27 protein-coding genes are annotated in these 26,266 nt (G+C 64.0%); 17 read left to right on the top strand and 10 right to left on the bottom strand.

What is annotated here, in order from left to right; translation table 11 throughout:
* Positions 1-56: 56 nt before the first annotated feature.
* The 3 genes from G9408_RS13320 (at position 57) to G9408_RS13310 (ending at position 2,413) form a co-directional block, all read left to right on the top strand.
* On the top strand, positions 57-545 hold the full coding sequence (locus G9408_RS13320) for a thioredoxin family protein (protein WP_168454464.1): 489 nt from the start codon (positions 57-59) through the stop codon (positions 543-545).
* Between the two features lie 12 nt (positions 546-557).
* A complete protein-coding gene (locus G9408_RS13315; RefSeq protein ID WP_168454463.1) occupies positions 558-1,337 on the top strand; it encodes an SDR family NAD(P)-dependent oxidoreductase in 780 nt (259 codons plus the stop codon).
* A gap of 173 nt (positions 1,338-1,510) precedes the next feature.
* Positions 1,511-2,413: a DMT family transporter gene (locus tag G9408_RS13310; RefSeq protein WP_168454462.1), complete on the top strand. Its 903-nt coding sequence runs from the start codon at positions 1,511-1,513 to the stop codon at positions 2,411-2,413.
* A gap of 154 nt (positions 2,414-2,567) precedes the next feature.
* Here G9408_RS13310 and G9408_RS13305 read toward each other — a convergent pair whose 3' ends face one another.
* Positions 2,568-3,524: an L-threonylcarbamoyladenylate synthase gene (locus G9408_RS13305; protein ID WP_168454461.1), complete on the bottom strand. Its 957-nt coding sequence runs from the start codon at positions 3,522-3,524 to the stop codon at positions 2,568-2,570.
* A 49-nt stretch (positions 3,525-3,573) separates the two neighbouring features.
* Here G9408_RS13305 and G9408_RS13300 point away from each other — a divergent pair, with 49 nt between their 5' ends.
* The 9 genes from G9408_RS13300 (at position 3,574) to G9408_RS13260 (ending at position 15,232) form a co-directional block, all read left to right on the top strand.
* Positions 3,574-5,316 carry an acyl-CoA dehydrogenase gene (locus tag G9408_RS13300; protein ID WP_168454460.1) on the top strand — a complete coding sequence of 581 codons (1,743 nt, stop codon included), beginning with the start codon at positions 3,574-3,576 and terminating at the stop codon, positions 5,314-5,316.
* A gap of 115 nt (positions 5,317-5,431) precedes the next feature.
* Positions 5,432-7,723, top strand: a complete 2,292-nt coding sequence (locus G9408_RS13295) for an EAL domain-containing protein (protein ID WP_168454459.1) — start codon at positions 5,432-5,434, stop codon at positions 7,721-7,723.
* Positions 7,724-8,461: 738 nt separating this feature from the next.
* The gene (locus tag G9408_RS13290; protein WP_210423364.1) at positions 8,462-10,402 is read left to right on the top strand and encodes a ribonucleoside-diphosphate reductase subunit alpha; all 1,941 of its coding nucleotides are present in this window, start codon (positions 8,462-8,464) and stop codon (positions 10,400-10,402) included.
* A 46-nt stretch (positions 10,403-10,448) separates the two neighbouring features.
* The gene (locus G9408_RS13285; protein ID WP_408021880.1) at positions 10,449-10,970 is read left to right on the top strand and encodes an endonuclease domain-containing protein; all 522 of its coding nucleotides are present in this window, start codon (positions 10,449-10,451) and stop codon (positions 10,968-10,970) included.
* A gap of 3 nt (positions 10,971-10,973) precedes the next feature.
* Positions 10,974-12,038, top strand: a complete 1,065-nt coding sequence (locus tag G9408_RS13280; RefSeq protein WP_168454458.1) for a ribonucleotide-diphosphate reductase subunit beta — start codon at positions 10,974-10,976, stop codon at positions 12,036-12,038.
* Positions 12,039-12,167: 129 nt separating this feature from the next.
* A complete protein-coding gene (locus tag G9408_RS13275) occupies positions 12,168-12,398 on the top strand; it encodes a hypothetical protein (RefSeq protein WP_168454457.1) in 231 nt (76 codons plus the stop codon).
* A 463-nt stretch (positions 12,399-12,861) separates the two neighbouring features.
* Entirely contained in the window at positions 12,862-13,659 is a 798-nt protein-coding gene (locus tag G9408_RS13270) for a hypothetical protein (RefSeq protein ID WP_168454456.1), read from the top strand.
* A gap of 330 nt (positions 13,660-13,989) precedes the next feature.
* Complete coding sequence (locus G9408_RS13265; RefSeq protein ID WP_168454455.1) at positions 13,990-14,316, top strand: GIY-YIG nuclease family protein; 327 nt, start codon at positions 13,990-13,992, stop codon at positions 14,314-14,316.
* A gap of 205 nt (positions 14,317-14,521) precedes the next feature.
* Positions 14,522-15,232, top strand: a complete 711-nt coding sequence (locus G9408_RS13260) for a hypothetical protein (RefSeq protein WP_168454454.1) — start codon at positions 14,522-14,524, stop codon at positions 15,230-15,232.
* Between the two features lie 61 nt (positions 15,233-15,293).
* On the opposite strand, the gene G9408_RS13255 is transcribed toward G9408_RS13260, so the two are convergent.
* From G9408_RS13255 to G9408_RS13245, 3 genes are all read right to left on the bottom strand, one after another.
* Positions 15,294-15,800, bottom strand: a complete 507-nt coding sequence (locus G9408_RS13255; RefSeq protein ID WP_210423363.1) for a hypothetical protein — start codon at positions 15,798-15,800, stop codon at positions 15,294-15,296.
* Between the two features lie 61 nt (positions 15,801-15,861).
* Complete coding sequence (locus G9408_RS13250) at positions 15,862-16,641, bottom strand: hypothetical protein (protein WP_168454453.1); 780 nt, start codon at positions 16,639-16,641, stop codon at positions 15,862-15,864.
* Positions 16,642-16,896: 255 nt separating this feature from the next.
* Entirely contained in the window at positions 16,897-17,136 is a 240-nt protein-coding gene (locus G9408_RS13245) for a DUF2171 domain-containing protein (protein WP_168454452.1), read from the bottom strand.
* 147 nt (positions 17,137-17,283) lie between these two features.
* On the opposite strand from G9408_RS13245, the gene G9408_RS13240 reads away from it, so the two are divergent.
* Positions 17,284-17,964, top strand: coding sequence for a hypothetical protein (locus G9408_RS13240; protein ID WP_168454451.1), 681 nt, complete (start codon positions 17,284-17,286; stop codon positions 17,962-17,964).
* A 244-nt stretch (positions 17,965-18,208) separates the two neighbouring features.
* Here G9408_RS13240 and G9408_RS13235 read toward each other — a convergent pair whose 3' ends face one another.
* From G9408_RS13235 to mnmA, 3 genes are all read right to left on the bottom strand, one after another.
* Complete coding sequence (locus G9408_RS13235; protein WP_168454450.1) at positions 18,209-18,901, bottom strand: DsbA family oxidoreductase; 693 nt, start codon at positions 18,899-18,901, stop codon at positions 18,209-18,211.
* A 264-nt stretch (positions 18,902-19,165) separates the two neighbouring features.
* A complete protein-coding gene (locus G9408_RS13230) occupies positions 19,166-19,603 on the bottom strand; it encodes a hypothetical protein (RefSeq protein WP_168454449.1) in 438 nt (145 codons plus the stop codon).
* 66 nt (positions 19,604-19,669) lie between these two features.
* Positions 19,670-20,809 (bottom strand): tRNA 2-thiouridine(34) synthase MnmA, encoded by a 1,140-nt coding sequence (mnmA, locus tag G9408_RS13225; protein WP_408021879.1) that lies wholly within the window; start codon positions 20,807-20,809, stop codon positions 19,670-19,672.
* A gap of 144 nt (positions 20,810-20,953) precedes the next feature.
* On the opposite strand from mnmA, the gene G9408_RS13220 reads away from it, so the two are divergent.
* From G9408_RS13220 to G9408_RS13210, 3 genes are all read left to right on the top strand, one after another.
* Entirely contained in the window at positions 20,954-21,334 is a 381-nt protein-coding gene (locus G9408_RS13220; RefSeq protein ID WP_168454448.1) for a hypothetical protein, read from the top strand.
* Between the two features lie 2 nt (positions 21,335-21,336).
* Entirely contained in the window at positions 21,337-21,636 is a 300-nt protein-coding gene (gene sciP / locus G9408_RS13215; RefSeq protein ID WP_120218304.1) for a CtrA inhibitor SciP, read from the top strand.
* Between the two features lie 185 nt (positions 21,637-21,821).
* Complete coding sequence (locus G9408_RS13210; RefSeq protein ID WP_168454447.1) at positions 21,822-22,094, top strand: hypothetical protein; 273 nt, start codon at positions 21,822-21,824, stop codon at positions 22,092-22,094.
* A 219-nt stretch (positions 22,095-22,313) separates the two neighbouring features.
* Here G9408_RS13210 and G9408_RS13205 read toward each other — a convergent pair whose 3' ends face one another.
* On the bottom strand, positions 22,314-22,961 hold the full coding sequence (locus G9408_RS13205; protein WP_235957794.1) for a GNAT family N-acetyltransferase: 648 nt from the start codon (positions 22,959-22,961) through the stop codon (positions 22,314-22,316).
* A gap of 155 nt (positions 22,962-23,116) precedes the next feature.
* Here G9408_RS13205 and G9408_RS13200 point away from each other — a divergent pair, with 155 nt between their 5' ends.
* Positions 23,117-23,470, top strand: coding sequence for a helix-turn-helix domain-containing protein (locus G9408_RS13200; RefSeq protein ID WP_168454445.1), 354 nt, complete (start codon positions 23,117-23,119; stop codon positions 23,468-23,470).
* Here the strand turns inward: G9408_RS13200 and G9408_RS13195 are convergent.
* Positions 23,457-24,302: an alpha/beta hydrolase family protein gene (locus G9408_RS13195; RefSeq protein WP_235957792.1), complete on the bottom strand. Its 846-nt coding sequence runs from the start codon at positions 24,300-24,302 to the stop codon at positions 23,457-23,459. The two genes, G9408_RS13200 and G9408_RS13195, sit on opposite strands and share 14 nt — an antisense overlap.
* A 92-nt stretch (positions 24,303-24,394) precedes the next feature.
* The gene (lepA, locus tag G9408_RS13190; RefSeq protein ID WP_168454444.1) at positions 24,395-26,218 is read right to left on the bottom strand and encodes a translation elongation factor 4; all 1,824 of its coding nucleotides are present in this window, start codon (positions 26,216-26,218) and stop codon (positions 24,395-24,397) included.
* Positions 26,219-26,266: the final 48 nt, after the last annotated feature.

Below are 26,266 nucleotides of genomic sequence, written 5' to 3'. Positions count from 1 at the left end.
GGGCGGGAGGCTATCTTACGTTGACGGAAACGTCATCCGAAACCTATCGTCCGGACATGACGCGCCCGATTACCCTCGCTCTCGCCGCCGCGATGCTCGCAACGTGGCCCGCCGGTGCAGCCGAACCACGCACACTCCCCGGCGTCGAGGATGTGTATAAGAGCGCCGCCTTTGTCGCCGATCCGATGCCCGCGATCGACGCGGCGCTCGCCGCTGCCAGACAATCGGGCAAACCCGTCCTCCTGATCATGGGCACCGGGGGCTGCCACGACAGCGCCTGGCTCGCCAACCTGATCGCCACCGACCGCTTCGCCCCCGTCCGCGCGCGCTACGAGATCGTCTATGCCGACATCGGTATGCCGCATGTCCGCGGGCTAGGTCGCAATCCCGAAGTCGCCAAACGCTTCCGCTTCAAGATCAAGGGCACGCCGACCGTCGCGATCCTCGCCGCCGATGGCCGCGTCCTCAATCGCAAGGCCGCCCCCAAATGGCGCAACGCCGCCAGCCGCAGCGACGACGATATCTACAACGAGCTGATGGATTAGGGAGAGAGAGACATGGCCGACATGAACCTGACGGGGCGCGTCGCGCTCGTCACCGGCGCCTCGCGCGGCATCGGCCGCGGCATCGCGATCGGCCTTGCCGAAGCGGGCGCCGATGTCGCGGTCAACTATACCCGCGGCGAAGAGGCCGCCGCCGAAACCGTCGCCGCGATCGAAGCACTCGGCCGCAAGGCCAAGGCCTATCAGGCGTCGGTCACCGACGAGGCCGCCTGCGCCGCAATGGTCGCCGCGATCGAGGCCGACTTCGGGGCGATGTCGATCCTCGTCAACAACGCGGGCATCGCGAGCCGCGGGCTGTCGGTCGCCGACACGACCCCCGAAGAAGTCGACAAGCTTTTCGCGGTCCACGCCGCGGGGCCGCACCGCCTCAGCCGCCTCGCGCTGCCGCAGCTCCGCCAGCACAAGCGCAGCGACATCATCGTCATTTCCAGCATCGCCACCTATGTGAACTCGCCGAACGGCGCGCCCTACACGATGGCGAAGGCGGCAGGCGAAGCCCTCGCGCTCACCCTCGCCAAGGAAGAGCTGAAAAACGGCGTCCGCGTCAACATCGTCGCCCCCGCGCTCACCGTCAGCGACATGGGCGCAAAACTGTCGCGCGCGATCACCGGCAACGAGGATATCCACCACCTCGATACCAAAATGCCCTTCGGCCGCGTCGCCGTGCCCGCCGACGTCGCCGCAGCGGTCGTGTGGTTCGTCAGCGATGCGAACAGCTATTGCTCGGGCCAGAAACTCAACATCGACGGCGCCGGGCAGGCGACGTTTCGATAGATTTCCCCTCCCTGCAAGGGAGGGGTTAGGGGTGGGTCTCGTCGGGCGGGGCTCGATGCCCCGCCGGGCGAATATCTCGCGACGTCGCTGCGCGGCCAGGCCGCGCACCCACCCCCGGCCCCTCCCTTGCAGGGAGGGGAGCTAACCAGCGCAATCTTCGCTAAAGCCCGCCCATGCGCCCCGATTCGCCCTCCCCCGTCATCCCCTTCCTCATCGCCTGCGCGGGGATCGCGACCTTTTCCGCGATGGACGTGCTGATGAAGGGGCTCTCGATCGACATCGGCGCCTATAACGCCGTCCTGTGGCGCACCGGCGCCGGGACGATCCTCAGCGGCGCGCTCTATTTCGCCTCGCGCCCCGCGATGCCCGACCGCGCAACCCTCCGCATCCACGCGGTGCGCTCGCTATTCGTGGCGGGCATGGCGGTCAGCTTTTTCTGGGCGCTGGCGCGGCTGCCGATGGCGGAGGCGATCGCGATCGCCTTCATCGCGCCGCTCGTCACGCTCTACATGGCGGCGATCTTTCTCGGCGAAAAGATCGGCCCGCGCTCGATCCTCGCCTCGCTGCTCGGTCTCGGCGGGGTGCTGGTGATCGTCGCGGGCAAGCTCGGCCGCGGCGACTATGCGCCCGAAGCCTTGTGGGCGGTCGGTGCGGTGGTCGGCTCGGCGCTGCTCTATGCCTATAACCTGATCCTCGCGCGGCGGCAGGCGAAGATGGCCGAACCGATGGAAATCGCCTTTTTCCAGAACGGCTTCGTCGCGCTGATCCTCGCGCTCGGCGCCCCCTGGTTCCTCGCCGTCCCCGGCGGCGACCAGACGCTACCGATCGTCGGCGCCGCCTTCCTTGCGGTCGCCTCGCTCCTGCTGCTCAGCTGGGCCTATGCCCGCGCCGAGGCACAGATTCTGGCAACCACCGAATATACCGGCTTCCTGTGGGCGATGCTGTTCGGCTGGATGTTCTTCGACGAAGCGGTGACCTGGCCGACGATCGCCGGCGCGGCGCTGATCGTCGTCGGCTGCCTGATCGTGGCGCGCAAGACCCCGCAGCTCGACCCGGTCGAACCGGCGGCGGCTTGAGAAGAATAGTTCGCACGAAGACACAAAGACACGAAGACACCGGCAATAGCCCCCCATTCGCTTGCCGATTGCGCGAAGCGCCTTTCGTATAAATCGCCTGCGGCGATAAGCGGACTGAAGAGCGGCGACCCGAGATCTTCGTGTGAACCAAATATCACACCGCCGCGCGCGAAAGCCGATCGTTGATCGCCACACCCAACCCCTCCGCCGGAATAGCGGCCACCCCAATCCGCGTCTTCGCGCTCGCCGCCCCGGCGTGCAGCGCATCGAACAGCCGCGCCGCCGCTTCGGTCAGATCGCTCGCCGCGCTCAAATCATAATCGCCCCGAACCGCGCCGAATCCGATCCCGAACTCGTCCTCCGCAAAATCCGTCGCCTCCAGCCGCACCGGCTTGCCCGGCGCATAATGGCTCGCCAGCATCCCCGGCGCGACAATCTCGGATCCCTTGACCCCCGTCACCGGAAAGCCGCTCGCTTCGCCCAGCATCGCCGCCGTCACCGGCCCCGGCCGCAGCACCTCGACCGCGCCCTCATTCACGCGCGCGATCGTCGATTCGACCCCTGCCGTCGTCGGCCCGTCGTCGACCACCAGCGCAATCCGCCCGTCCAGCGTCGCGAGCACATGGCTTGCCCTCGTCGGGCTGACCCCGCCGCTCGCATTGGCACTGGGCGCCGCCAAAGGCGCCCCGCTCGCCGCCAGCAAGGCCTGCATCGCGCGATGCCCGGGCACCCTGAGCGCGATCGTCGCCAGCCCCGCCGTCGCGATGCTCGCCACCGGGCAGTCGTCCGTACGCGGCACGACCAGCGTCAGCGGCCCCGGCCAGAAAAGCGTCGCCAGCGCCCGTTCGGCCGCGCCGAACACCCCCAAAAGCTCCGCCGCCGCCAGATCGGGCACATGCACGATCAACGGATTGAAATCGGGCCGCCCCTTCGCCGCATAGATCCGCGCCACCGCCGCCGCGTTGCGCGCATCGGCGGCGAGTCCGTAAACCGTCTCGGTCGGCACCGCGACGGGCTGTCCCGCCGCGACCAGCGCCGCCGCGCGCGCGATCGCGTCGGCGCCGTAGGGGAAGGTTTCGGTCGCACCGCTGTTGTTTTGACCCTTGGCCATGCCGCGCTATAGCGCCCACGCAACGATATTCACCAGCAAAGTACCCGCTATGACCTATACGCCGCCCACCACCGAACAGATCTTCGTCCTCAATCACATCGCGCGCATCGACGCGATGGCGCAGCATGATCGTTTCGCCGATGCGACCCCCGACATGGTCGAGGCGATCGTCACCGGCATCGGCGAATTCGCGGCCGAGGTGTACGCGCCGCTGAACCGCGTCGGCGACGTCGAGAACCCCAAATGGCAGGACGGCAAGGTCACCATGCCCCCGGGGTTCAAGGAAGCGTACCAACAGTTCGTCGATGCCGGCTGGGGCAGCATCGACGGCCCGACCGAATATGGTGGGCAAGGCCTGCCCTTCACCCTCGCGACCGTGATCATCGAGGCGCTGGGCAGCGCCGACATGGGCTTTACCCTCTGCAACATCCTGACCCCGGGCGCGATCCACGCGCTGATGGCCTATGGCACCGAGGAGCAGCGCCAGACATGGCTCCCGAAGCTGGTGTCGGGCGCATGGAACGGGACGATGAACCTGACCGAACCCGCCGCGGGCAGCGACGTCGGCGCGCTGCGCTCGACGGCGGAAAAGGTCACCGAAGGCCCAAATGCGGGCCTCTACCGGATCAAGGGCCAGAAAATCTTCATCACCTTCGGCGAGCATGACCTCACCGACAATATCGTCCACCTCGTCCTCGCGCGCACCCCCGGCGCGCCCGAGGGGACGCGCGGCATTTCGCTGTTCCTCGTCCCCAAATACCGCCTCGACGCGGACGGCAATCCGACGATTTCGAACGGCGTCCATTGCGCCTCGATCGAGCACAAACTCGGCATCCACGGCTCGCCGACCGCGGTGATGGTCTATGGCGAGGGCGAAGACTGCCTCGGCGAGATCGTCGGCGACGAAATGGGCGGGATGCGCGCCATGTTCGTGATGATGAACAATGCGCGGCTGATGGTCGGTTGCCAGGGCGTCCAGATCGCCGAACGCGCGACTCAGCAGGCGCAGCGCTTTGCCGCCGAGCGCGTCCAGTCGTCGCTCGCGGGCTCGCCCGACCGCACCCCGGTGACGATCGACCAGCATCCCGACGTGCGCCGCATGCTGTGGCGGATGCGCGCCCAGACCGAAGCGGCGCGCGCGCTCACCTATTACGCCGCGGCGCAGACCGATTTCGGCAAATTGGGCGACGAGGACGCGGCGATGCGCGCCGAAATCCTGATCCCGTTGGTCAAGGCGCACGCCACCGACATCGGCTGCGAGGTCGCCAGCCTCGGCATCCAGGTCCATGGCGGCATGGGCTTTATCGAGGAAACCGGCGCCGCGCAGCATTATCGCGACGCGCGCATCGCCCCGATCTACGAAGGCACCAACGGCATTCAGGCGGCCGATCTCGTCGGGCGCAAGCTCGGCATGGCGGGTGGCGATCTGGTCCGCGGGTTGATCGACGACATCACCGATGCCGCCACCGATTTCGCCGAGCTTCAGCAGCTCGCCCATGCATGCCGTGCCGTGACCGACTGGATGGTCGATGCGAACACCGCCGATCGGCTCGCGGGCAGCTACCCCTATCTGACGATGCTCGCGACCGCGACCTGCGGCCGGCTGATGGCGCTTCAGCATCGCGCGGCGAAAATCGCGCTCGACGAGGGCAGCGGCGACCGCGCCTTCCTCGAAGCCAAGCTCGCGTCGACGCATTTTTACCTGGCCCAGATCGTCCCCGCGGCGATCGGCCTGGCACCGTCGGCGCTGGCCGGCGACGCCGTGCTGGCTCCGCTCCCGAAACTCGCCTGAATCCGGCGGATTCAAGCCGGTTTCGGGCGCCTCGATCCCGGCAAGAATTTGTTCATGATTAACGCGATGATAACCATCTGGGACTAGGCACATCCGGCAATTGCTGGAGACGTGCGTGCCCATCCCGGTCAAAAGTCTGATCATCAGCTGGCGCACGATCGCCCTGGCGTTGATTCTCAGCCTGATCGTCGGCGTCAGCGGTGCGGGCGAACTGCCCGACCGGCTGGCGTCGGTCGCGACCAGCCGCATGACCGCGCGCGCGGTATCGGGTGACACGGTGGTCGTTGCGCTCGACGACAAGACGCTGCAGGCGGTCGGCAATCAGGATTTCGACATCAACCACCACATGCAACTGGTGCGCGCCATCGACGCGTCGCCAGCAAAGCGCCTGTTCGTCGACTTTTCCTACGCACGCCGGACCGAGGATCGGGATTTTCCAAAATTTGCCGCAGCGGTGCGCCAGATGGGCGATCGCATCATCCTCGCGGTACCGTCCGCCAGCTTTGGTGGAACCACGGCCACCGCGCTGCGATGGCCCGATTCGCGCTTTGGCAACCAGGCCACGCTTGGCTTCATCGGTTTGGAATATGAATTCTGGCAGGTATGGAAAGTGCCTCTCGCGGTGAACGCCGAAGGCCGGATCCTGCCCAGCTTTGCCGCACTGCTGGCGAATCGCCCGCTCGACGCGCCCGGCCAATTCGCCCTCGACCTGTCCTACGACCCCGACACGATCACGCAATATAGCGCGATCGACGTCATGACGGGCAAACTGGATCCAGAGCTGCTCCGCGGCAAGGATGTGATCTTTGCCTCGGCGTCGGCGGCCTTGCCTGACCAGCATTATCTGCCGGGTCGTGACAAGGTGCATGGCGCCTATATCCATTTGATCGCGGGAGAAGCACTCAAGCGTGGGCAGCCGGTCGATATTGGCTGGCTCCCTGCCCTTGCCGTCAGCTTCCTCGCCATGCTCGCGGCGCTCGCGTGGCGAAACGGCCGGTGGCAGGGCGTGACGGCGGGCGTGATCGCTGCGGCGCTGCTGGTCGTAAAGGTCGTCGGCAGCCTCTCGCTCGTCACGATCCACATCGGCGCGGCCTGCTTCCTGATCGCGGCGATAAGTGCCAACGTCGCGCGCACCCGCCGCCGCTCGTCTGCGCAGCGCGAAAATCCCGTATCCGGCCTGCCCAATTTCGAAGCGCTGCGTACCCAGGCTCCCTTCGGCAGCGCGACCGTTATCGCCGCCAAGGTGGTCAATTTCGAGGATCTCGCCGCCTTCATTCCGGGCGACGGCATCGGCAAGCTGGTCGAACAGGTCACCCGCCGCCTGCAACTGGCGTCGCAGGGGACGACGCTGCACCACGATCTCGACGGCACCTTCGCCTGGCTCGTCCCCTATTATCAGCACAGCCAGATCGAAGGGCAGCTGGCGGGCCTCGCCGCGCTGTTCAACGCACCGCTCACGATCGGCGAATTGCGCGTCGACGTCGCGATCGCCTTCGGGGTCAACGACGAGTTCGAAGGATCGAACGCACAGCGGCTCGCCGCCGCGCTCGTCGCCGCCGAACGCGCGATCCGTACGCGCGCGCTGTGGACCAAATATGTCCCGCGGCAAAAGGACGATGCCGGCTGGCAGCTCTCCTTCCACTCGCAGCTCGAAGATGCGCTGACCGGGGGCGACATCTGGGTCGCGTTCCAGCCGCAATATGCCATCGCGACGGGCAAGCTGGTCGGGGTCGAGGCGCTGGCGCGCTGGACCCACCCGACGCGCGGCCCGATCCCGCCCGACGAATTCATCGTGCAGGCCGAAAAGAGCCAGGACATCTACCGCCTGACCCTGTTCGTCATGGATCAGGCGATCCGTTCGGCGGCGCAGCTCCACGAGCGCGGAATGCGGATCAACATGTCGGTCAACCTGTCGGCGGCGCTGCTCGACCATAATGATCTGGTCGGGACGATCCGCGTCATGCTGACCGCGCATCATCTGCCGCCCGAGATATTGACGATCGAGATCACCGAAACCGCGCAGATCGAAAACAGCCGCCAGGCGCGCCAGACGCTCGCGCAGCTTCGCCGCACCGGCATCCGGCTGTCGATCGACGATTATGGCACGGGGCAGTCAAATCTCGAATATCTGACCGAAATCGAGGCCGACGAAATCAAGATCGACAAGCGATTCGTGATGACCATGCGCGATTCGCAGCGCAACCTCGAAGTCGTTAAGTCGACCATTGACCTAGCACATCGCCTGGGCGCCGTAGCAGTCGCCGAAGGCATCGAAGATGCCGAAACCATGACGCTGCTCGGCCAGCTCGGCTGCGACGTTGGCCAAGGTTATCATCTTGGAAAACCGCAATTGTTTTCCGAGCTCACGGCAACCCTTGCTGCACCGCAACAAAACCGCACCGGATAGCTGCCATATTGGTGGCAATTTTATGGTTAAGACTCGATTTACCTTACCAAAGATGGTATATGCTCCGTTAACTGTTCTTCGTGGGCAGTGCCGACAGGAGATATCTTATGGGTTGGTTTTGGAGATGGATGGGCGGCGGCGGCTCCGGCAACGGCGGCGCAGAAGCTTAATCCGAATATCAAACAGAAAAGGGTCCCGGACATGTCCGGGGCCCTTTTTCTTTGCCTGTCATGTTCTTTGCCTGTCATGCGTCCGTCTCCGGCGCGGGCGATTGGCGAAACCGCGAATAGCGATCCGGCGAAGCGCCACCTCCGCGCCGCTCCTTCATCACCGCCCGATCCCGCTTGCAAAAACATTGCGCGCGGTCGCGCGGCGCAGCCACCGGCCCTGAGCGGCGGAAACGCTGGCATGGCGCGCCGCGCGCGGGCATCGCCAGCGACGAGACGAATCAAAATATCGACGAACCGAGTCGCTAAAACGTCATTTACCGTCTTGCATCGTCACGCCGACGTGGCACTATAGATGGTGGGTCAGCCGAGGGGGCACCCCAAGCATTAGTGGTTAGCCAAAAATGGCGGATTTCCGTCGCCCGCTGCACATGGGCTCGGAAAACTACTTCGTGCGGCCAAAAATATGTGCCCCCGCGGATCGAATAAATGCTAGGCTGGGGCTTCGTCCCGAGTCGAACAAGACAGGAACATATGCGCCGCGGCGCATGGGCAATCGGGGACGGAAAAGATGGATTTTCGCGAGACAGAACGGGTGGAGACGAGCGACGTGGCGACGATGGAATTGACGAAAAACGAAGCGCCCCCAGCGAACGAATCGACCCCGGCAACAGCGCCTGCCGCCAAGCTTAACGACAGCAGCGAGGCCAAGGTCCACGCGCGCCGATTCGAAATCGTGACCGACGCGAGCCGCGACGCGCTGCTCACCGACTTCGGCAAGGAAACGCTCGAGGACCGCTACCTCCTCCCCGGCGAATCATATCAGGATCTGTTCGCGCGCGTCGCGTCGGCCTATGCCGATGATCAGGAGCATGCGCAGCGGCTCTACGACTATATCTCGAAACTGTGGTTCATGCCCGCCACCCCCGTGCTGTCGAACGGCGGCACCGGTCGCGGCCTGCCGATCAGCTGCTACCTCAACTCGGTCGACGACAGCCTCGAGGGCATCGTCGGCACCTGGAACGAGAATGTCTGGCTCGCCAGCCGCGGCGGCGGCATCGGCACCTATTGGGGCGCGGTGCGCGGCATCGGCGAACCCGTCGGTTTGAACGGCAAGACCAGCGGCATTATCCCCTTCGTCCGCGTGATGGACTCGCTCACCCTCGCGATCAGCCAAGGCTCGCTCCGCCGCGGTTCGGCGGCCTGCTACCTCGACATCTCGCACCCCGAGATCGAGGAGTTTCTCGAAGTCCGCAAACCCTCGGGCGACTTCAACCGCAAGGCCTTGAACCTCCACCACGGCGTCCTGATCACCGACGAGTTCATGGAGGCCGTCCGCGACGGCAATGAATTCAACCTGAAATCGCCCAAGGACGGCAGCGTCCGCGGCAGCGTCGACGCGCGCGGGCTGTTCCAGAAGCTCGTCGAAACGCGCCTCGCGACCGGCGAACCCTACATCATCTTCATCGATCAGGTGAACCGCATGATGCCCAAGCATCATCGCGACCTCGGGCTCAAGGTCACCACCTCGAACCTCTGCTCCGAAATCACCCTGCCGACCGGCCGCGACCATCTCGGCAACGATCGCACCGCGGTCTGCTGCCTGTCGAGCCTCAACCTCGAAACCTGGGACGAGTGGAACGGCGACAAGCGCTTCATCGAGGATGTCATGCGCATGCTCGATAACGTCCTTCAGGATTATATCGACCGCGCCCCGCCCGAAATGGCGCGCGCCAAATATAGCGCGTCGCGCGAACGCTCGGTCGGCCTCGGTGTCATGGGCTTCCACAGCTTCCTGCAGGCGCGCGGCCTGCCGTTCGAGGGCGCGATGGCGAAGTCCTCGAACCTCCGCGTCTTCAAGCATATCCGCGCGCAGGTCGACGCCGCCTCGATGCTGCTCGCCAATGAGCGCGGCCCCTGCCCCGACGCCGCCGATCAGGGAGTGATGGAGCGTTTCAGCTGCAAGATGGCGATCGCGCCGACCGCGTCGATCAGCATCATCTGCGGCGGCACCAGCGCGTGCATCGAGCCGATCCCCGCGAACATCTACACGCACAAGACGCTCTCGGGCAGCTTCTCGATCCGCAACCCGCATTTGGAAGCCCTGCTCGTCGACAAGGCGAAGAACAGCGACGCGGTGTGGAACTCGATCCTCGAACGCGGCGGCAGCGTCCAGCACCTCGACTTCCTGACGCAGGACGAAAAGGATGTGTACAAAACGAGCTTCGAGATCGACCAGCGCTGGCTGCTCGAACTCGCCGCCGACCGCACACCCTATATCGACCAGGCCGCATCGCTGAACCTGTTCATCCCGGCGGACGTCGAGAAGTGGGACCTGCTCATGCTCCACTACCGCGCGTGGGAACTCGGCATCAAATCGCTCTACTATCTCCGCTCGAAATCGGTGCAGCGCGCCGGCTTCGCGGGCGGGGTCGAGGCCGACAACACCGCCGAAGCCCCGAAGTTCGAGCTGCAAACTACCGATTATGACGAGTGTCTGGCTTGTCAGTAAATGAAACCCCTCTCCCCTTGTGGGAGAGGGAGGGGCCCGTCGCCGCGTGAGCGGCGATGGGAGGGTGAGGGGGCGAGGCCGCAAAGCCGACCTCCCCCGGTGGACGACCGAAAGAGCGCGCACGCTCCGCCGCGAAGCCACCGATGCCGAGAAGCGCATGTGGCGCGCCTTGCGAGAGGCCTTCCCTCTCGCAAAGTTCCGCCGCCAGCAAGCTCTCGGGCCCTATTTCGCCGATTTCGCATCGCACGCCGCGCGGCTGGTGATCGAAATCGACGGAGGACAGCATGGCGAAGCGGTCGCCCGGGATGAAGCGCGGACACGCTTTATCGAAGGCGAGGGTTACAGGGTGATCCGCTTCTGGAATAACGATGTGATGACGAATCTGGAGGGCGTATTGACCTCGATCGCGTCCACCCTCCCTTCTCCTCTGGTGGGAGAAGGTGGCCCGCAGGGCCGGATGAGGGGGAACGAGGCCGACACCCCTCACCCTCCCAAGGCTGACGCCTTGGGCCCCTCCCTCTCCCACAAGGGGAGAGGGAAACTGGACCGAATTTGCGACTGGAGTTGAACAATGCCCCTTCTAGAAGCCCGCAAGACCTACAAGCCCTTCGAATATCCCTGGGCGTTCGATTTCTGGAAGCGCCAGCAGCAGATCCACTGGGTTCCCGAGGAAGTGCCGCTGGGCGAGGATTGCCGCGACTGGGCGCAGAAGATCAGCGACCATGAACGCAATCTGCTCACCCAGATTTTCCGCTTCTTCACCCAAGCCGATATCGAGGTGCAGGATTGCTACCACGAAAAATACGGCCGCGTGTTCAAGCCGACCGAGATCAAGATGATGCTGACCGCGTTCAGCAACATGGAGACGGTGCATATCGCGGCGTACAGCCACCTGCTCGACACGATCGGCATGCCCGAAAGCGAGTACGGCATGTTCCTCGAATATGACGAGATGCGCGCCAAGCACGACTATATGGGCACCTTCGGCGTCGAAAGCGACGAAGACATCGCGCGCACGCTCGCGATGTTCGGCGGCTTTACCGAGGGGCTTCAGCTGTTCGCCAGCTTCGCGATGCTGATGAACTTCCCGCGCTTCAACAAGATGAAGGGCATGGGCCAGATCGTCAGCTGGTCGATCCGCGACGAAAGCCTGCACTGCGAAGGCATCATCAAGCTGTTCCACACCTTCGTGAAGGAACGCGGCTGTCTGACCAAGGCGGTGAAGGAAGACATCATCGACACCTGCCAGAAAACGGTGCGGCTCGAGGATGCGTTCATCGACCTCGCCTTCGAACAAGGCCCCGTCCCCGGCATGACGCCCAAGGAAATCAAGCGCTACATCCGCTACATCGCCGACTGGCGCCTCGGCCAGCTGGGGTTCCAGCCGATCTACATGATCGACGAACACCCCCTCCCCTGGCTCGCCCCGCTCCTGAACGGCGTCGAGCACGCGAACTTCTTCGAAACCCGCGCGACCGAATACAGCAAGGGCGCGACGCGCGGCGACTGGAACACCGTCTGGTCGAGCTTCGACAACCGCAAGAAAGCCAAGGCGAACGACGACGGCGCCGCGGCCCCCGCCGCCGAAACCGACGGCGAGGATATGTTCGCGAAGGCGGGGATCGCCGCCGAATGATATAAACCCCTCCCGCTTGCGGGAGGGGCAGCGAAACTTGCGGTCCTGAGCTTGTCGAAGGGCCGCTAGTTGCAGCGGGGAGGGCGAGCAACGCCGCACCCCCGCGCAACGCAATAGTCAGAGACCAAAATGACCGAAAAGAAAAAAGAAAAACTCCTCATCCTCAGCCAGCCGCAGCGCGCGACGCTGGAAGGCCTGTCAAACCGCCGCCCCCAGCTCCCCACCGATTCCGTGCGCGACGAACTCGTCACGCTGGGGCTGGTGGTGAAACAGGGCGCCAAATGGGCGCTGACCCCGCAGGGCAAGAAAGTGCTGGCCGCGAGCTCGAACCGGCGCAATGCGGGCGGGTTTTCGGTTTGACCTTGCAGTAGTAGATTATACTATACAGGGACGAGACTAGCTTTCAAACTAGCTTCTACGACAATGATCGCGGCCTACTAGGGGGACGAGAAGTCGGTTGTATGTCGATTGGATATTGGATCATACCTGTCGGCTTTTTGGCCGTTATCATCATCGCTTTATTCAAAGCATTGCTGGCCCATGATAAATCTTCAATTGGATGGGCAACATCCGCAGCGGAGATACCTATTGATGCAACGTCAGGTCTGTTCACCTGCTGCCTCGGTTTAACATTCTTGGATGCCAACAATCTCGGCGCCTCCATTGCAATTTGCCTCCTTACAATTATTTTTTGTTTTATTCAGATATATTTTCAACAGATAGTTATATCTAATAGATTGAATTGGGAAAGTACAAGTTCCTTCGTAAAAATCTCAGCATCAATTGGAGCAAGTTGGTTTTTAATGCTATCAATAATGGCTGGGTGCCTGATAATAATGAGCAGGTCATTGCAATGACAAATAGCGAATACATATTCATTTTTGCTGCTGCAATACTCTCATTGCTGGTTGCCGTTATCTCGTTCGCAATTCTATATTTCGTTAGGCGAGATGCAATAAATCAGAAGATTCAATTTGAACACAACGAGATAGCGCGACGCTCCCTTGCCCCTGATCGTGAATATATTGACAGGCAGATAAAAAATCTTCTTGAAGAAGCCTACAGAAACCCTGGAGGATTTGAGCGCATAAACGAACTCGTCGTTCAATCTGTAGCAAACCAGCCGCCCGTTTCCTCAGATATGAGGTACGACTCTACAAAAGATGTCGTATACAGGTCACGTTTTCTGTCAGATCTAGGCATAAATAGAGAAGAAATAGATCGGATTATATCCGAATCTCGGCATGATGTATTTGTTATTACGCCATTCTCCAGTGACTATGGGGACGACTATAACACAATAAAAGAAGCATGCCAGCTACTTGATCTGAGATGCATAAGAGGCGACGAGCAATATGTATCGTCTAACTTGTTGAAATATATTATTGAATCCATAATTGGAGCAGATTTTGTTATCGCCAATATATCGGGCCGCAATGCTAATGTCTTTTACGAGCTAGCGATAGCTCAAATGCTAGAAAAGCAGGTCATAATAGTGGGCGGGCTAGCAACTCCGATCGAGTTCGATCTAAATCAGCAAAGAGTGCTACTGTTTGGCTCAAAACAAGAGCTGATTGATAAGATTACCACCGAGATTGCTAGAATGAGCCGGAAAAAATAGCCTATCTCGATCAAATCGCGAACATCTGAAAACACACTTTTGTCACCTCGTCATGTCACTTGAGCCTCAAGCCAAATCCGACATGGCGGGGATTGGACAATCCTCAACACGCCGGAACCGGCTCCATCCGGCTACCCACGCGCGCCACCGCGAACATCGGAATTACGGTGACGAATTACGGTGACAGTTTACTTAACCCCCAATTGCCCTGCGCCGGATGGATGCCGGATCAAGTCCGGCATGACGATGTGAAGAGAAGCATCCGTTCCGATCCCATCTTCGTCACCCCGGACTTGATCCGGGGTCCATCGCCGCCCTAGCCTCCACCCCATGCATGCCGACTTCCAACCCTGCGTCTATATCACCGCCAGCGCGCGGCACGGCACGCTCTATACCGGCGTCACCTCGCACCTGATCCAGCGGATCTGCCAGCACCGCGATGGCAGCTTCGACGGCTTCACCAAACTTTATGGCGTCAAAACGCTCGTCTGGTTCGAACTTGCCGGGACGATGCACGTCGCGATCGCGCGTGAGAAGCAGATCAAGAATTGGCAGCGCCGGTGGAAGATCGAGCTAATCGAGGTGACAAACCCCGAATGGCGCGACTTAGCCGAGGAATTGGGGTTGCCCCCCCTTCCATCGTCATCCCGGACTTGATCCGGGATCCATGCGGCGGCGCTGGAATGGACCCCGGATCTAGTCCGGGGTGACGAAAGCGGGGTGAATCTTTGTGGCTTCGTGGCTTCGTGCGAACCCAAAACGCGGACGCCCGCGTGCACCCACACCCCACCAAATCCTATTTCGCACACCCCACCCCAAAAACCTCTTTCCTACATTATTCCCATATGCTCCAAACTGGCAGATGAGCCACATCGCCCCCATCCTTTCGCCCGACGCGGCCCCTGCCGCCGTCCCCGGATCCACCCCCGCGCGCGACGCGCACGGCCACGACCCTGCCGCTTATGACTGGGTGCCGGTGCTGAAAAAGCGCCGCCATGACGGCTGGTCGCCCGACAAGCAGCGCGCCTTTGTCGAGGCGCTGGCCGACAGCGGCTCGGTTGCCACTGCGGCGCAGCGCGTCGGCATGTCCGAATCCTCCGCCTATCGCCTGCGCCGCTCGCCGGGCGCCGAAGCGTTCGATCGCGCCTGGTCGGCGGCGATCGATGCGGCGTCCAAGAAATTGCTCGACGCCGCGTTCGAACGCGCGATCGTCGGCAGCGAAGAGCCGGTGTTCGACCGCGAGGGCAACCGCGTCGGCCGCCGCCTGCGCCAGAGCGACCGGCTGCTGATGTTCCTGCTCCGCGCCTATGGCCCCGACCGCTTCCGTGAGGGCGCCGCTGCGCATGCCCCCGCCGCGACCCCGGTTGCCGAGGCGCTGGTCCACCTCCACCCCGAACCGCCGGCCGCGCCCGCGGCGCTGATGGCGCCCGACGATCTCGCGGTGGCGCTCGAGGTTGCCGATCTCTGCGATGGCGAGCTGCCGCGCTGGTACCGCGACGACGCGGACGAGGCGCTCGTGCCGCCCGCGACCCCGCCCGTGGTGGCGGCGTGGGATGAGGCTGAACTTTCCTGAACTTTGACCAACGCGCCGCGTCGTTGGGCTGAACTTTGCTGAACTTTGGGGCGCACCCCGCCTAATTCAGCGCCGACCCGCCCGGAAATCCGCGCACCCCGGCGACCGCGAACATCACCCCGCCGCGCACCGCCTCGGGCGCATCCTCGAGCAGGTACAGCTTCACCAGCTCGCGCGTCACCTCGCTGTCATCGTCGACCACCAGCCGCAGCGACGCGATGCCCAGCTCGCTTCGCGCGACAACCACGTCCTGGATCAGCGCCAGCGGCCAGCGCTCGCCGCCGCCGCGATACAGCATCGCGCCATCGTGCCAGATATAGGCATCGCGCCAGCGCCACGCGCGGTGAAAGGCGGCGACTCCGACCAGCGCCGCGGCTATCCCGGCGCTGACCAGCAGATTGCCGAACAGCACCGCGCGCACCACCGCGGCCGCGCCATCGTCCCACACCGGCAACGCTTGCCGCAGCGCCAGCACCGCGGCGGCCAGCGCGCACAGCAATTGCCCCGCCAGCAACGGCTTGGCCTTCAACCGGGCGAGCACCACCCTTCGCGATCCCACAGGCTTCATCGCCCCGCCCATAGCAGCCTTGCCGCCGGGCGCCAGCCGTCCGTCGCGATCGCACCGCCGCCTATCGGCAGCGCGGGTGGGTGCCGATGTCGCGGATGTCGTAAACGCGGCCGTCGGCGACCGTCATCTGGACGCACTGGCGGCTCGCGCGGCGGTTCCACACGCTGTACGCGGTGTTGCCCGATTTGAAGCTGTCGACATTGGTAAAGCCGCGGCTGCGCATTGCATCGTCAGCGCTCGACGCGCGCGCGCCGTTCAGGTCCATATATTGCCCGACCTCGGCATAACCGCCGCCGCCATAATGATGGCCCAGGTTCGAACTCCGCTCGTTCACCCCGGCCTGATAGCCGCTCGAATAGGCGTCGGACCGACCGTAATTATGGTAGGGCGCGTTATACAGGCCGTCGCGGTATCCGCGGTCGAACTCGCCCGTTCCCTGCGCGTCATACTCCTTGTCCTTATGGTGTTTCTTGCTCGCCAGCGCCGCGATCAGCGCGATGCCCGCGACCGCAGCAACCGCGGCCCCGGCATTGTCGCCGCCGCCACCGCCCTGATTGCAGTCGGACCGCGATGCCGTTTCGACCGACTGATATTTGCCGTCCCACGTCACGACATGCGCGCATTGCTTGCTGTCGCGGTTCCACCAATAGCTGTGCTTGCGGTCGCCGTCGTTGTGCGTTTCGATATGCGTATAGCCGCGCATTTCCAGCTGCGTTTCGCCGCTCGACCCGCGCGCACCGACCAGATCCTGCAACCCCGGCGCCTGCTTCGCCAGCACCGGCGTTACCAGCATCGACGCCGCGGCCAGCGCCGCGATGCTCTTCGTCGAAAAATGCTTCATGCTATTTCCCCTGTTGCATTGCCACATGGGGGATGGCGCGGCGTTTGTGGCCTGTCGCGCAGCCCGAACGACCCCGCCGGCGGGCCGTTCACGGCCGCGCCGACTGTGCGACTCCAGTACCGTAAAATCGGGCGCGAGTCTTTGACCTTGCGCAAAATCCCGCCCCGGCGGCAACGGGCGCGGCGGCGCAAAAATTGGCCCGCCCCGAATGCCGGGGCGAGCCATGGCGCCTGATACGTAAGCCCGGTGCGCCAGTTATTCGGCCTCTTCGAACAGGTCGACCGCAGTGGCGCCGGTTGCCGACAGGCGCACCGTGTCTCCCTCCACCGCCGCGACCAGTCCGGCGGGCAGGAAATGATGCCTGCCGTCGCCGCTGTCGCCTTTGGTCAGCTTGATCCGTTCGCCGTCGAGATGGTCGACGGTGCCGACATGGACGCCATCGGCGCCGATGACATTCATATGTTCCTTGATTGCGCTATGGTCATGCTCAGCCATCGTCATTCTCCTTGCCGCCTTGCGGGACCACCCGCAAAGTCTGGTACCCGAACGTCCGGCAGCCGCCATCGATCCGGCGGCGCCGACGAGCCGCCCGAAAGCAACGCCGGGCTTCCTGCGCGCGCCGCCATGTTCTACGCTCGGTCGATGCGTATCCTGCTCTCGCTCGCTGCCGCCGCGCTAGTCGCCGCGCCGCTTCCCGCTGCGGCCTGCTCGGTCGCCGGTGGTTACCGGATCCCGACGAACATGGAACTGGTCGAAGGCGCCGACATGATCCTGCTCGCGACCGTCGATGGCGGTACCGCGATCGATGCCATCGACGATCCCGAAACGATGCGGATCGACATCACGCCGGTGGCGGCGATCAAGGGCGACCGCGCCGCCGCACCGACGAGCCTGCCGATCGCGCTGGCCCCGGCTCCGCTGGCGATCCTCAGCCATCCGTACGATCTGGAACATGCCCACCCGCTGTCACAGACCGGCGGCTGTATCCGGTATATGGTCCCCAGGGGTTCGCGGGTGCTGTTCTTTCTCCGCCAATCAGAACGCGGCTGGACGCCCGCGGGCGGGCCGTTCAGCCGCTGGGCCGAGGATGTGCTGACCGATGACGCCCCCTGGCTACAGGTGGTGCGCCTCTATGCCGAAGCCGCCGCGCTGCCCGCCAGCGACCGCACCGCCTATCTGACCGCGCGCCGCGACGAATATGACGCCCGGCGCGATGATCCGGTGGCCCAGCTGATCGCCGCCGACATCGCCCGCCAGCTCGTCGGCCCGAACCCGCCGCTGCGCGGGGAATTGCCGCCCGCGCCGGACAACACCGACGATTAGCAGCTGGGGCGGCGCGCTGGCGCAAAGGCGATTTGACGCAGATCAACGACGCTGACCGGCAATGCGGTGATGGCGGGACATCGCCATTTCAAGGGAGCCGATCAATGACCCACCCGCTTATGCAGACGCCCGTCCTCGTCTTTGCCTTCATGATGATCAGCTTTGCGCTGACGATCGGCCCGATCGCGCTCGCCGACATCCTGCGTTCAAAGCGCTAATCGTTCGGCACACTTCGGCGACGCGGTCAGGCCGCCGCGGCGAGGATCTTGTTCTCGATTACCCGGATGAACACCTCCGGATCCTGCGCGCCGGGAATCATCATGCGACCACCCAGGATGAAGGCGGGAACGCCGGTGATATTCTGGTCGGCCCAATAGGCCTCTTCGGCGCGGACCATCTCGCCGAACTCGCCCGAAGCGAGGATCGCCGCGGCACGGGCGCGATCGAGCCCGACCGAGGCGGCGACGTCGGCAAGCACCGCATGGTCGCTGACATCGCGATTGTCGGTGAAATGGGCCGCGAACAGCGCCAGCTTCAGCGCGGTCTGCACCCCGGTCGCCGCCGCTTGCTCAGGTTCTTCCAGCGCCCCGGCCCAAGTCAGCAGACGGTGGGCGTCGAAACTGTTGCGCATCCGGAAGCCCGGTCCCCGGTTGAACTGAAAACCAAGGTCGGCCGCGACGCCCGCCAGCTTGCCGCTGTTGGCGCGGCTCTGTTCGGCGGTAATGCCATATTTGCGCATGACGTGCGCGGCGGCATCCTCGCCCTCGGGCGGCATATCGGGGTTGAGTTCGAACGGATGCCATTGGACGCGAAAATCGAGTCGCCCGGCGAAATGCGCCATCACATGCTGGAACTTCAGCCAACCGATGATGCACCAGGGGCACATGACATCGGACACGATATCGACGTTCAGCCGCGGCACATTCGGTTCAGCCAAAGAAACTCTCCCGTGCCGCGCGGTCAATCGAACGATCGGCGATCCTTGCCGGAGCGCCGGTCGGCCTTGCGCCGCTCTGGCCCCTTGTAGCCTGGATCCTCGGCAACGCGCCTGTCCGCCGATCGCCTGTCCGACGGTGCTCGCTTCTCATCATCGACTGCCATACGCTTCGTCCACCGTGAAAGGGAAAAGAAGCAACCCGGTGGGCATTAGCTCATAGAATGGCCGAAAACACAACAACCGACCCGGATTCGCGGTCACCGATCAGCGCGATGCCTCGTCCAGGCCGCCGCCATCGGCCGTCGCGACCGGCGCTTCGGCGGGCCGCGACAAGGCCCACCAGCTCGCCAGCATCAGCACGACCGTCAAAGCCTCGACGATCATGCCCTGAATAATGCCCCAATTGGTCGGATCGCCCATGGCCGCGCCAATCAGACGACCGGCGAGCGCGGTGCCAAATAGCGCCGCCGGCACCAGCAAGGCGCGTACCCACCCCGGCACCAGGGCGCCCAGCACCGCCGCACCCGACGCCACGATGAAAAAGGCCGACAGGTCGGCGCGCAGCGTGTTGATCGCCACCCCGGTGATAGAGAAGTTGAAGGTCTCCGAATAGCTCGCCGGGTCGATGACGCCGCGCAAACCTACGATGGCAAAAAAGGCGGCCCACAGCAGCACCGCGCCGCGCCAGATCCAGTTGGTCATGATCGTCTCCCCATTCCTGTCGTCCAAGCTGGACCAACAGGCGGGAATGTCAATGGTTGCGCGGGCTTAGGTTGCGTCGGCGGCAAAAGTCTCTTCGATCCAGCCACCACCCAGCACGCGGCTTGCGTCGGCAGCGTCGTAAAGCACCGCGGCCTGTCCCGGCGCGACCCCAAATTCGGGCGCAGCAAAGATCAGCCGGTCGCCGACCATCCGCGCCGGTACCGGCTGCGCCATGCTGCGCACCTTGGCCAATACCGTGCGGCCATCGACATCGCCCAGCCAGTTTGCTTCGCCCAGCCGCGCCGCTGCGACCGCGAGCGCGCGGCGCGGACCGACAATCACCTGCTTTGCCGCTGCATCCAGCCGCACGACATAGAGCGGCTCCGCCTGTCCGCCGATGTCGATCCCGCGCCGCTGGCCGACGGTATAGTGGATAAGCCCCTTGTGCGCGCCCAATACGGTGCCGTCGACATGCACGATCTCGCCCTGGTCATCGGCTTCAGGACGCAGCTTGCGGACCAGCGTTGCGTAATCGCCGTCGGGAACGAAACAGATGTCCTGACTATCGGGTTTCCCCGCGACCCCCAGCCCCAGATCGCGCGCGATCTCGCGCACGACGCTCTTTTCCAGCCCGCCCAAGGGGAAGCGCAGGAAGTCGAGCTGCGCCTGCGTCGTCGCGAACAGAAAATAGCTCTGGTCGCGCGCCGGATCGACCGCGCGGTGTAGTTCGGCGCCGTTCGGCCCGATCATGCGGCGGACATAATGGCCGGTCGCCAGACAATCGGCGCCGAGCTCCCTTGCCAGCGCGAACAGGTCGGTGAACTTGACCCCCATGTTGCAGCGCACGCACGGAATCGGCGTCCGACCGGCCAGATATTCGTCGGCGAACTGATCGATCACCGTGTCGCGAAAGCGGCTTTCATGGTCATAGACGTGATGCGCAAAGCCCAGGCGATCGGCAACCGCCCGCGCGTCGCGAATATCCTGCCCCGCGCAGCAGGCACCGACGCGTTTCGCCTTCGCGCCATGGTCATATAATTGCAGCGTGACGCCGATGACCTCGGCCCCCGACCGCGCCGCCAGCGCGGCGACGACGCTCGAATCGACTCCGCCCGACATCGCAACCACGATTCGGCGATCCTTCAACGGCGCTGCCAGTTGAAAGTCGGCCTGAGCCAGTCCGACGGGAGAAATCATCGTTGCCATGATGCGCGCCATCTAGGGACGCCAACCCAAAAAATCCAGCTTTTCCGCCGCAGCTGTCAAGATATTGACGGGGGTTAAGCTTCGCTAACAAGGCATGAAATGGGCATTTACGTGACCTTAGGCGGTCCGCGCTAGACCAGCATCATGAATGTCGCACCGTCCGAATTCCCGCGCCTTGCCGGTGCGGCCAGACTGTCGAAGCCCGGCTTTGACATCATCCTGGCCGTGTCGAGCGCGCGGCAGGCAGCGCAGCCGACCGTGCGGTTGTTGCAGGCGGATGCGAGTCGCCGGGCGCATGCGGAAACACTTAACGCGCTGCGCCACACGCTCGGCGGATCGCGCCGCGCGCCGGAACGAAAAGCGCTGCGTGTCGTTCGTTTCTTCGACCTGTCGGACGGAGCGAACGCTCTGTCCGAAACTATGAACGGCCTGTTTACCAGAGGATTTCAGCCGATGTTGAGTCCCTCTGTTTTAGAGACAAATGCGTCGGACACATTCCCCCCCGACGTCGAAACCATGGAATGAATATGATCGAGAATCAGAAAATCCGGCCGGCTCAGGTCATCGGCCCCCTCGGCGAACCGCTGACCATCGACTCGCTGCCGCCGCCGTCGACGACGCGCTGGGTCGTGCGTCGCAAGGCCGAGGTGGTCGCCGCGGTCAATGGCGGTCTGCTCAGCGTCGACGAAGCGTGCGAGCGCTACAGCCTGACGCTCGAGGAGTTTGCCGGCTGGCAACGCTCGATCGATCGCAGCGGCATGCCAGGGCTGCGCGTCACGCGCATCCAGCATTACCGCGATCTGTACGAGCGTCAGCAGCGCTTCTGACCGCGGTCGCGCAAAAATCAGGCGAAAGAGGGCGCTTTGGCGCCCTCTTTTTTTGTCCGCTTCGACCGTGACCAGTCTGCGAGGCGCGACAAATCCACAGCATTTCTGCAATTTGACGTTTTCGTTGCAACCCTATTGTTCACCCCGCGTTAAGCCCCGGAGTCAACTTTGGGAGTCACTCGATTATGCGTAAGATGTTCATTGCCCTCGCCGTCACCTCGGCCCTCGCCCTCGGCGCCTGCCAGAGCCCCGCTGCCGACAAGGTCGAAGATCAGGCCGAAGCGCAGGCCGACGTGATCGACGATCAGGCCGACGCCATGCCCGAAGGTCCGGCCAAGGAAGCCATGGAAGACAAGGCCGATGCCGTCGAAGCCGCTGGCGAAGAAAAGGCCAACGCCATGGACGACAATGGCGAGATCGCCCCGTCGGAAGTCGGCGCGGACCCGGCCAAGAAGTAAGGCCTGCCTTCCCTAAAGGGCAGCGCGAAGGGCGCCGGATCGATTCCGGCGCCCTTTGTCGTGTGCGACGGTAATTTTCGCGCTTTTGGCGTCATGTGACGCGGGTCACCACTTTGTAATCCGATCGCGGCTATGAGAGCGGTGTGGCCGGAACGCATCTTGTTTTGCGCCACGGCCTACCTTCCCACCGCCGGTAGCGACCCCCGGCGGTGGGAGGGACTAGTTCGAAGCCCCCGAATTGCCTTCCAGCGCCTGCAGGACGTCCTGCACCCCCGGCGCGTCGGTATCGGCGCGCAGCGCGGCAAGGCCCGCTGCGACATCGAGCCGATATTCGGCGACACCGGCCGACTCGCCGGTCCATTCGGCGCCCAGCGACTTTACCAGTCGCTTCGCCGCGGCGTTTTCCGACAGCATATGCACGTCGAGCACCGACAGCCCTTCCGCCAGACAATGGACGAGCAGCGCCGCGGTCATCATCCGCGCCAACCCCTGCCCCTGGAATGCATCGACCACCGCCACCGAAAACTCGCCCGCGCGGCCACCGTCGCCATAGCGCACCGCATGAACCGCGCCGATCGCCGGTTGCCCTTCGCATTCGGTGCAGATCGCGCCCCACGCGATATGGTCGTGGCCATCGACGTCGACCAGCCGTTCGATCACCGCATCGGGCAGGACCGCCACCGGCGAAAAAAAGCGCAGATAGCGCGATTCAGCGGACAATTGGGCGATCCCGTCGCGCAGTAGCTGTTCATCGTCGGGCGTGATGGTTCGCAGGCAAATGACCGTGCCATCGTTCAGCGCGCTGTGCACCGCGATGTCCGCGATCGCCTTTGCGCGTCGTGGCGCCTGTCCATCCGTGACGGTCATCGCTGCCTCCCGATCCATTACTGATAGAGGCGGCGCGCACCGCTGGCAAATCCAGTGCGATGGGGCAGCACCCGATCAGTGAGATGTTGAAAGCGGTTGGGCGTGTGAACTTCTATGATGGGGACCGTCAAAGCAAGCCGACAAGGGACCGTTTTTTGATCCATTCACCGATCGACAGCCTGATCGAAGGCGCTCCTGCGATCGAAACGCTTGGCGCCCGACTGGCGCGGCTGCGACGGATGCAGGGACTGAGCAAGACCGAGGTCGCCGATCGATTGGGAATAAGCATCACCGCGATCTGCCATTGGGAGCAGGATCGATCGCGGCCAAAGGCGGCGCGTTTGCAGTCGCTGTCGCAATTGTTCGGCGTGTCGACCGCCGATCTGCTGAGCGATGACGGCATAGCGGGACGACAGAATCTCGCCGACCTGGTCGCGCGGACCCGGGCCGAGATTGCCCGCGTCGCCGGCACCAATCCGTCGAAGGTACGGATCGTTATCGAGATGTAGGCGCGGCGGCTGGTCGCCCCAGCGCCGTCAGGATCGCGGCGCGCTGTTTGGCCCAGCTGGCGCTGTCGGGCGCGATCAGTTCGACATGCCCCTCGCCCGGCGTTACCTCCATTGGCACGGTCACGCCGCGCTTTGCCATCGCGGCGCTGTAGGCGGCACCGGTCGCGGGCGGGGTCACATGGTCGCGGTCATTGTTGAACTGCATCTCGCGCGCCTTGCCGACCGGCATTTCGGGGGGCGAGGTGCGGGCATAGTCGCCGCGCGCCATCGCGGCGGGGGCGTCGGCGCCGCAGGCATGGCCGATGCTGGCCGCCCCGGCGCGCAGGTCGGGCAAGCCGCCCTGGCTGATCGCCAGATCGATGCGGATCGGGTCGGCGCCGCGCAGCGCATCGCCCGCCGCCAGCGCCGGACGCCGCGCCAGCCACAGCGCCAGATGGCCGCCCGCGCTATGCCCGATCGCAATGCGGGTGCCGCCGGTGTCGAACCCGTGCTTTGCGCCATCGGCGACGAACAGATCGGCGGCGCGAGCGACGTCGTCATAGGTTCCCGGCATCCCGCCGCCGCGGTCGACGCCGCGATATTCGATGTTCCACACGCCAACACCGTGCGACCGCAAGTCGTCCGCGATCCAGTTCATGATGTCGCGCTCGGCGACCGACGTCTGCCAGCAGCCGCCGTGGATCATGAGCACCGCGGGGTGCGGCCCCTGCCCCTTCGGCACCCAGACATCGACGATCTGGAGCGGATCCTCGCCATAGCGGATCGTCGCGTCGGGCGCGGGCTTCGCGCGGGTCAAAAGGTCGGGCCAGGCCATGATCGGCTTGTCGTTCAACGCCGCATCCTCACTCGCTTGCCCGACCGATGCGGGAACGCAGGCGGCGAGCAGCAGCGCCAGCGCCGCGACACCCGCTTTCGCCGCCCCGATCAGGCGTCGTCGCCCATCCGCAGCGCGGCGATGAACGCCTCCTGCGGGATGTTCACATTGCCATATTCGCGCATCCGCTTTTTGCCCTCTTTCTGTTTTTCGAGGAGCTTCTTCTTGCGGGTCGCGTCGCCGCCATAGCATTTGGCGGTGACGTCCTTGCGCAGCGCGGCGATGGTTTCGCGGGCGATCACCTTGCCGCCGATCGCCGCCTGGATCGGGATCTTGAACATGTGGCGCGGGATCAGGTCTTTGAGCCGCTCGCACATGCCGCGGCCGCGGCTTTCCGCCGAACCGCGGTGGACGATCATCGACAGCGCATCGACGGGCTCGTTGTTGACGAGGATGCTCATCTTGACGAGGTCGCCGGGGCGGTGGCCGATCTGGTGATAGTCGAACGACGCATAGCCGCGCGAAATGCTCTTCAGCCGGTCGTAGAAGTCGAACACCACTTCGTTCAATGGCAGTTCGTAAGTGATCTGCGCGCGGCCGCCGACATAGGTCAGGTTCTTCTGGATGCCGCGGCGGTCCTGGCACAGTTTCAGGATCGGACCCAGATAATCGTCGGGGACGTAGATCACCGCCTCGATCCACGGCTCCTCGATCTCGTCGATGCGGTTGGGGTCGGGCATGTCGGCGGGGTTGTGGAGCTCGATCTCCTTCGCCGCCTCATTCTTGGTGTGGCTGAGCTTCAGCTTATAGACCACCGACGGCGCGGTGGTGATGAGGTCGAGGTCATATTCGCGGGAGAGGCGCTCCTGGATGATCTCGAGGTGCAAGAGGCCAAGGAAGCCGCAGCGGAAGCCGAAGCCGAGCGCCGCCGAGCTTTCCATCTCGAACGAGAAGCTCGCATCGTTCAGCCGCAGCTTCTGGATGCTCTCGCGCAGCTTCTCGAAGTCGTTCGCGTCGGTCGGAAACAGGCCGCAGAAGACGACCGGCTGGACTTCCTTGAACCCCGGCAGCGGCGCCGCGGCGGGTTTCTTGGCGTCGGTCACCGTATCGCCGACGCGCGCCTGCGCGACGTCCTTGATCTGCGCGGTGATGAAGCCGATCTCGCCCGGGCCGATCTCGGTCAGCTCCTCGCGCTTCGGCGTGAAACAGCCGACGCGGTCGATCAGATGGGTGGTGCCCGCCTGCATGAACTTGATCTGCTGGCCTTTTTTCAGCACGCCATCCACCACGCGGACCAAAATCACGACGCCGAGATAGGGGTCGTACCAGCTGTCGACGAGCATCGCGAGCAAGGGCGCCGCGGCGTCGCCCTTTGGCGGCGGGATCTTGGTGACGATCGCCTCGAGGCATTCCTCGATCCCGATCCCCGACTTCGCCGAGGCGAGCACCGCGTCGTCGGCGGGCAGCCCGATGATGTCCTCGATCTCGGCCTTCACCTTGTCGACATCGGCGGCGGGCAGGTCGATCTTGTTGATCACCGGCACGATTTCATGATCGTGCTCGATCGACTGATAGACGTTGGCGAGCGTCTGCGCCTCGACCCCCTGCGCCGCGTCGACGACGAGCAACGCGCCCTCGCACGCCGCAAGGCTGCGCGACACTTCATAGGCGAAGTCGACGTGGCCGGGCGTGTCCATGAGGTTGAGCTCGTAGGTCTCGCCGTCCTTCGCGGTATATTTCAGGCGCACCGTCTGCGCCTTGATCGTGATCCCGCGCTCTTTCTCGATATCCATATTATCAAGGACTTGCGCCGACATCTCGCGCGCGGTCAGGCCGCCGGTGAACTGGATCAGCCGGTCGGCGAGCGTCGACTTGCCATGGTCGATGTGCGCGATGATCGAAAAATTGCGGATGTGGGACAAGGGCGTGGTCATGCGCGGCGCCCTAGCAGGGGTTTGCGGCGCTGTCAGCAAGGTCTTAAA

This window comes from Sphingopyxis microcysteis (assembly GCF_012274265.1).
In the GTDB taxonomy this organism is placed as follows: domain Bacteria; phylum Pseudomonadota; class Alphaproteobacteria; order Sphingomonadales; family Sphingomonadaceae; genus Sphingopyxis; species Sphingopyxis microcysteis.
This window is presented reverse-complemented; position numbering and strand designations above follow the sequence as displayed.

What these genes read in the sequence shown, in the direction of transcription:
- G9408_RS13320 (WP_168454464.1), top strand. Translation starts at nt 57, where the DNA reads ATGACGCGCCCGATTACCCTCGCTCTCGCCGCCGCGATGCTCGCAACG.
- G9408_RS13260 (WP_168454454.1), top strand. Translation starts at nt 14,522, where the DNA reads ATGAGCCACATCGCCCCCATCCTTTCGCCCGACGCGGCCCCTGCCGCC.
- G9408_RS13205 (WP_235957794.1), bottom strand. Translation starts at nt 22,961, where the DNA reads ATGACCGTCACGGATGGACAGGCGCCACGACGCGCAAAGGCGATCGCG.
- G9408_RS13280 (WP_168454458.1), top strand. Translation starts at nt 10,974, where the DNA reads ATGCCCCTTCTAGAAGCCCGCAAGACCTACAAGCCCTTCGAATATCCC.
- G9408_RS13310 (WP_168454462.1), top strand. Translation starts at nt 1,511, where the DNA reads ATGCGCCCCGATTCGCCCTCCCCCGTCATCCCCTTCCTCATCGCCTGC.
- G9408_RS13275 (WP_168454457.1), top strand. Translation starts at nt 12,168, where the DNA reads ATGACCGAAAAGAAAAAAGAAAAACTCCTCATCCTCAGCCAGCCGCAG.
- G9408_RS13220 (WP_168454448.1), top strand. Translation starts at nt 20,954, where the DNA reads ATGAATGTCGCACCGTCCGAATTCCCGCGCCTTGCCGGTGCGGCCAGA.
- G9408_RS13245 (WP_168454452.1), bottom strand. Translation starts at nt 17,136, where the DNA reads ATGGCTGAGCATGACCATAGCGCAATCAAGGAACATATGAATGTCATC.
- lepA (WP_168454444.1), bottom strand. Translation starts at nt 26,218, where the DNA reads ATGACCACGCCCTTGTCCCACATCCGCAATTTTTCGATCATCGCGCAC.
- G9408_RS13265 (WP_168454455.1), top strand. Translation starts at nt 13,990, where the DNA reads ATGCATGCCGACTTCCAACCCTGCGTCTATATCACCGCCAGCGCGCGG.
- G9408_RS13240 (WP_168454451.1), top strand. Translation starts at nt 17,284, where the DNA reads ATGCGTATCCTGCTCTCGCTCGCTGCCGCCGCGCTAGTCGCCGCGCCG.
- sciP (WP_120218304.1), top strand. Translation starts at nt 21,337, where the DNA reads ATGATCGAGAATCAGAAAATCCGGCCGGCTCAGGTCATCGGCCCCCTC.
- G9408_RS13305 (WP_168454461.1), bottom strand. Translation starts at nt 3,524, where the DNA reads ATGGCCAAGGGTCAAAACAACAGCGGTGCGACCGAAACCTTCCCCTAC.
- G9408_RS13210 (WP_168454447.1), top strand. Translation starts at nt 21,822, where the DNA reads ATGCGTAAGATGTTCATTGCCCTCGCCGTCACCTCGGCCCTCGCCCTC.
- G9408_RS13290 (WP_210423364.1), top strand. Translation starts at nt 8,462, where the DNA reads ATGGATTTTCGCGAGACAGAACGGGTGGAGACGAGCGACGTGGCGACG.
- G9408_RS13315 (WP_168454463.1), top strand. Translation starts at nt 558, where the DNA reads ATGGCCGACATGAACCTGACGGGGCGCGTCGCGCTCGTCACCGGCGCC.
- G9408_RS13300 (WP_168454460.1), top strand. Translation starts at nt 3,574, where the DNA reads ATGACCTATACGCCGCCCACCACCGAACAGATCTTCGTCCTCAATCAC.
- G9408_RS13250 (WP_168454453.1), bottom strand. Translation starts at nt 16,641, where the DNA reads ATGAAGCATTTTTCGACGAAGAGCATCGCGGCGCTGGCCGCGGCGTCG.
- G9408_RS13230 (WP_168454449.1), bottom strand. Translation starts at nt 19,603, where the DNA reads ATGACCAACTGGATCTGGCGCGGCGCGGTGCTGCTGTGGGCCGCCTTT.
- mnmA (WP_408021879.1), bottom strand. Translation starts at nt 20,809, where the DNA reads ATGGCAACGATGATTTCTCCCGTCGGACTGGCTCAGGCCGACTTTCAA.
- G9408_RS13255 (WP_210423363.1), bottom strand. Translation starts at nt 15,800, where the DNA reads ATGAAGCCTGTGGGATCGCGAAGGGTGGTGCTCGCCCGGTTGAAGGCC.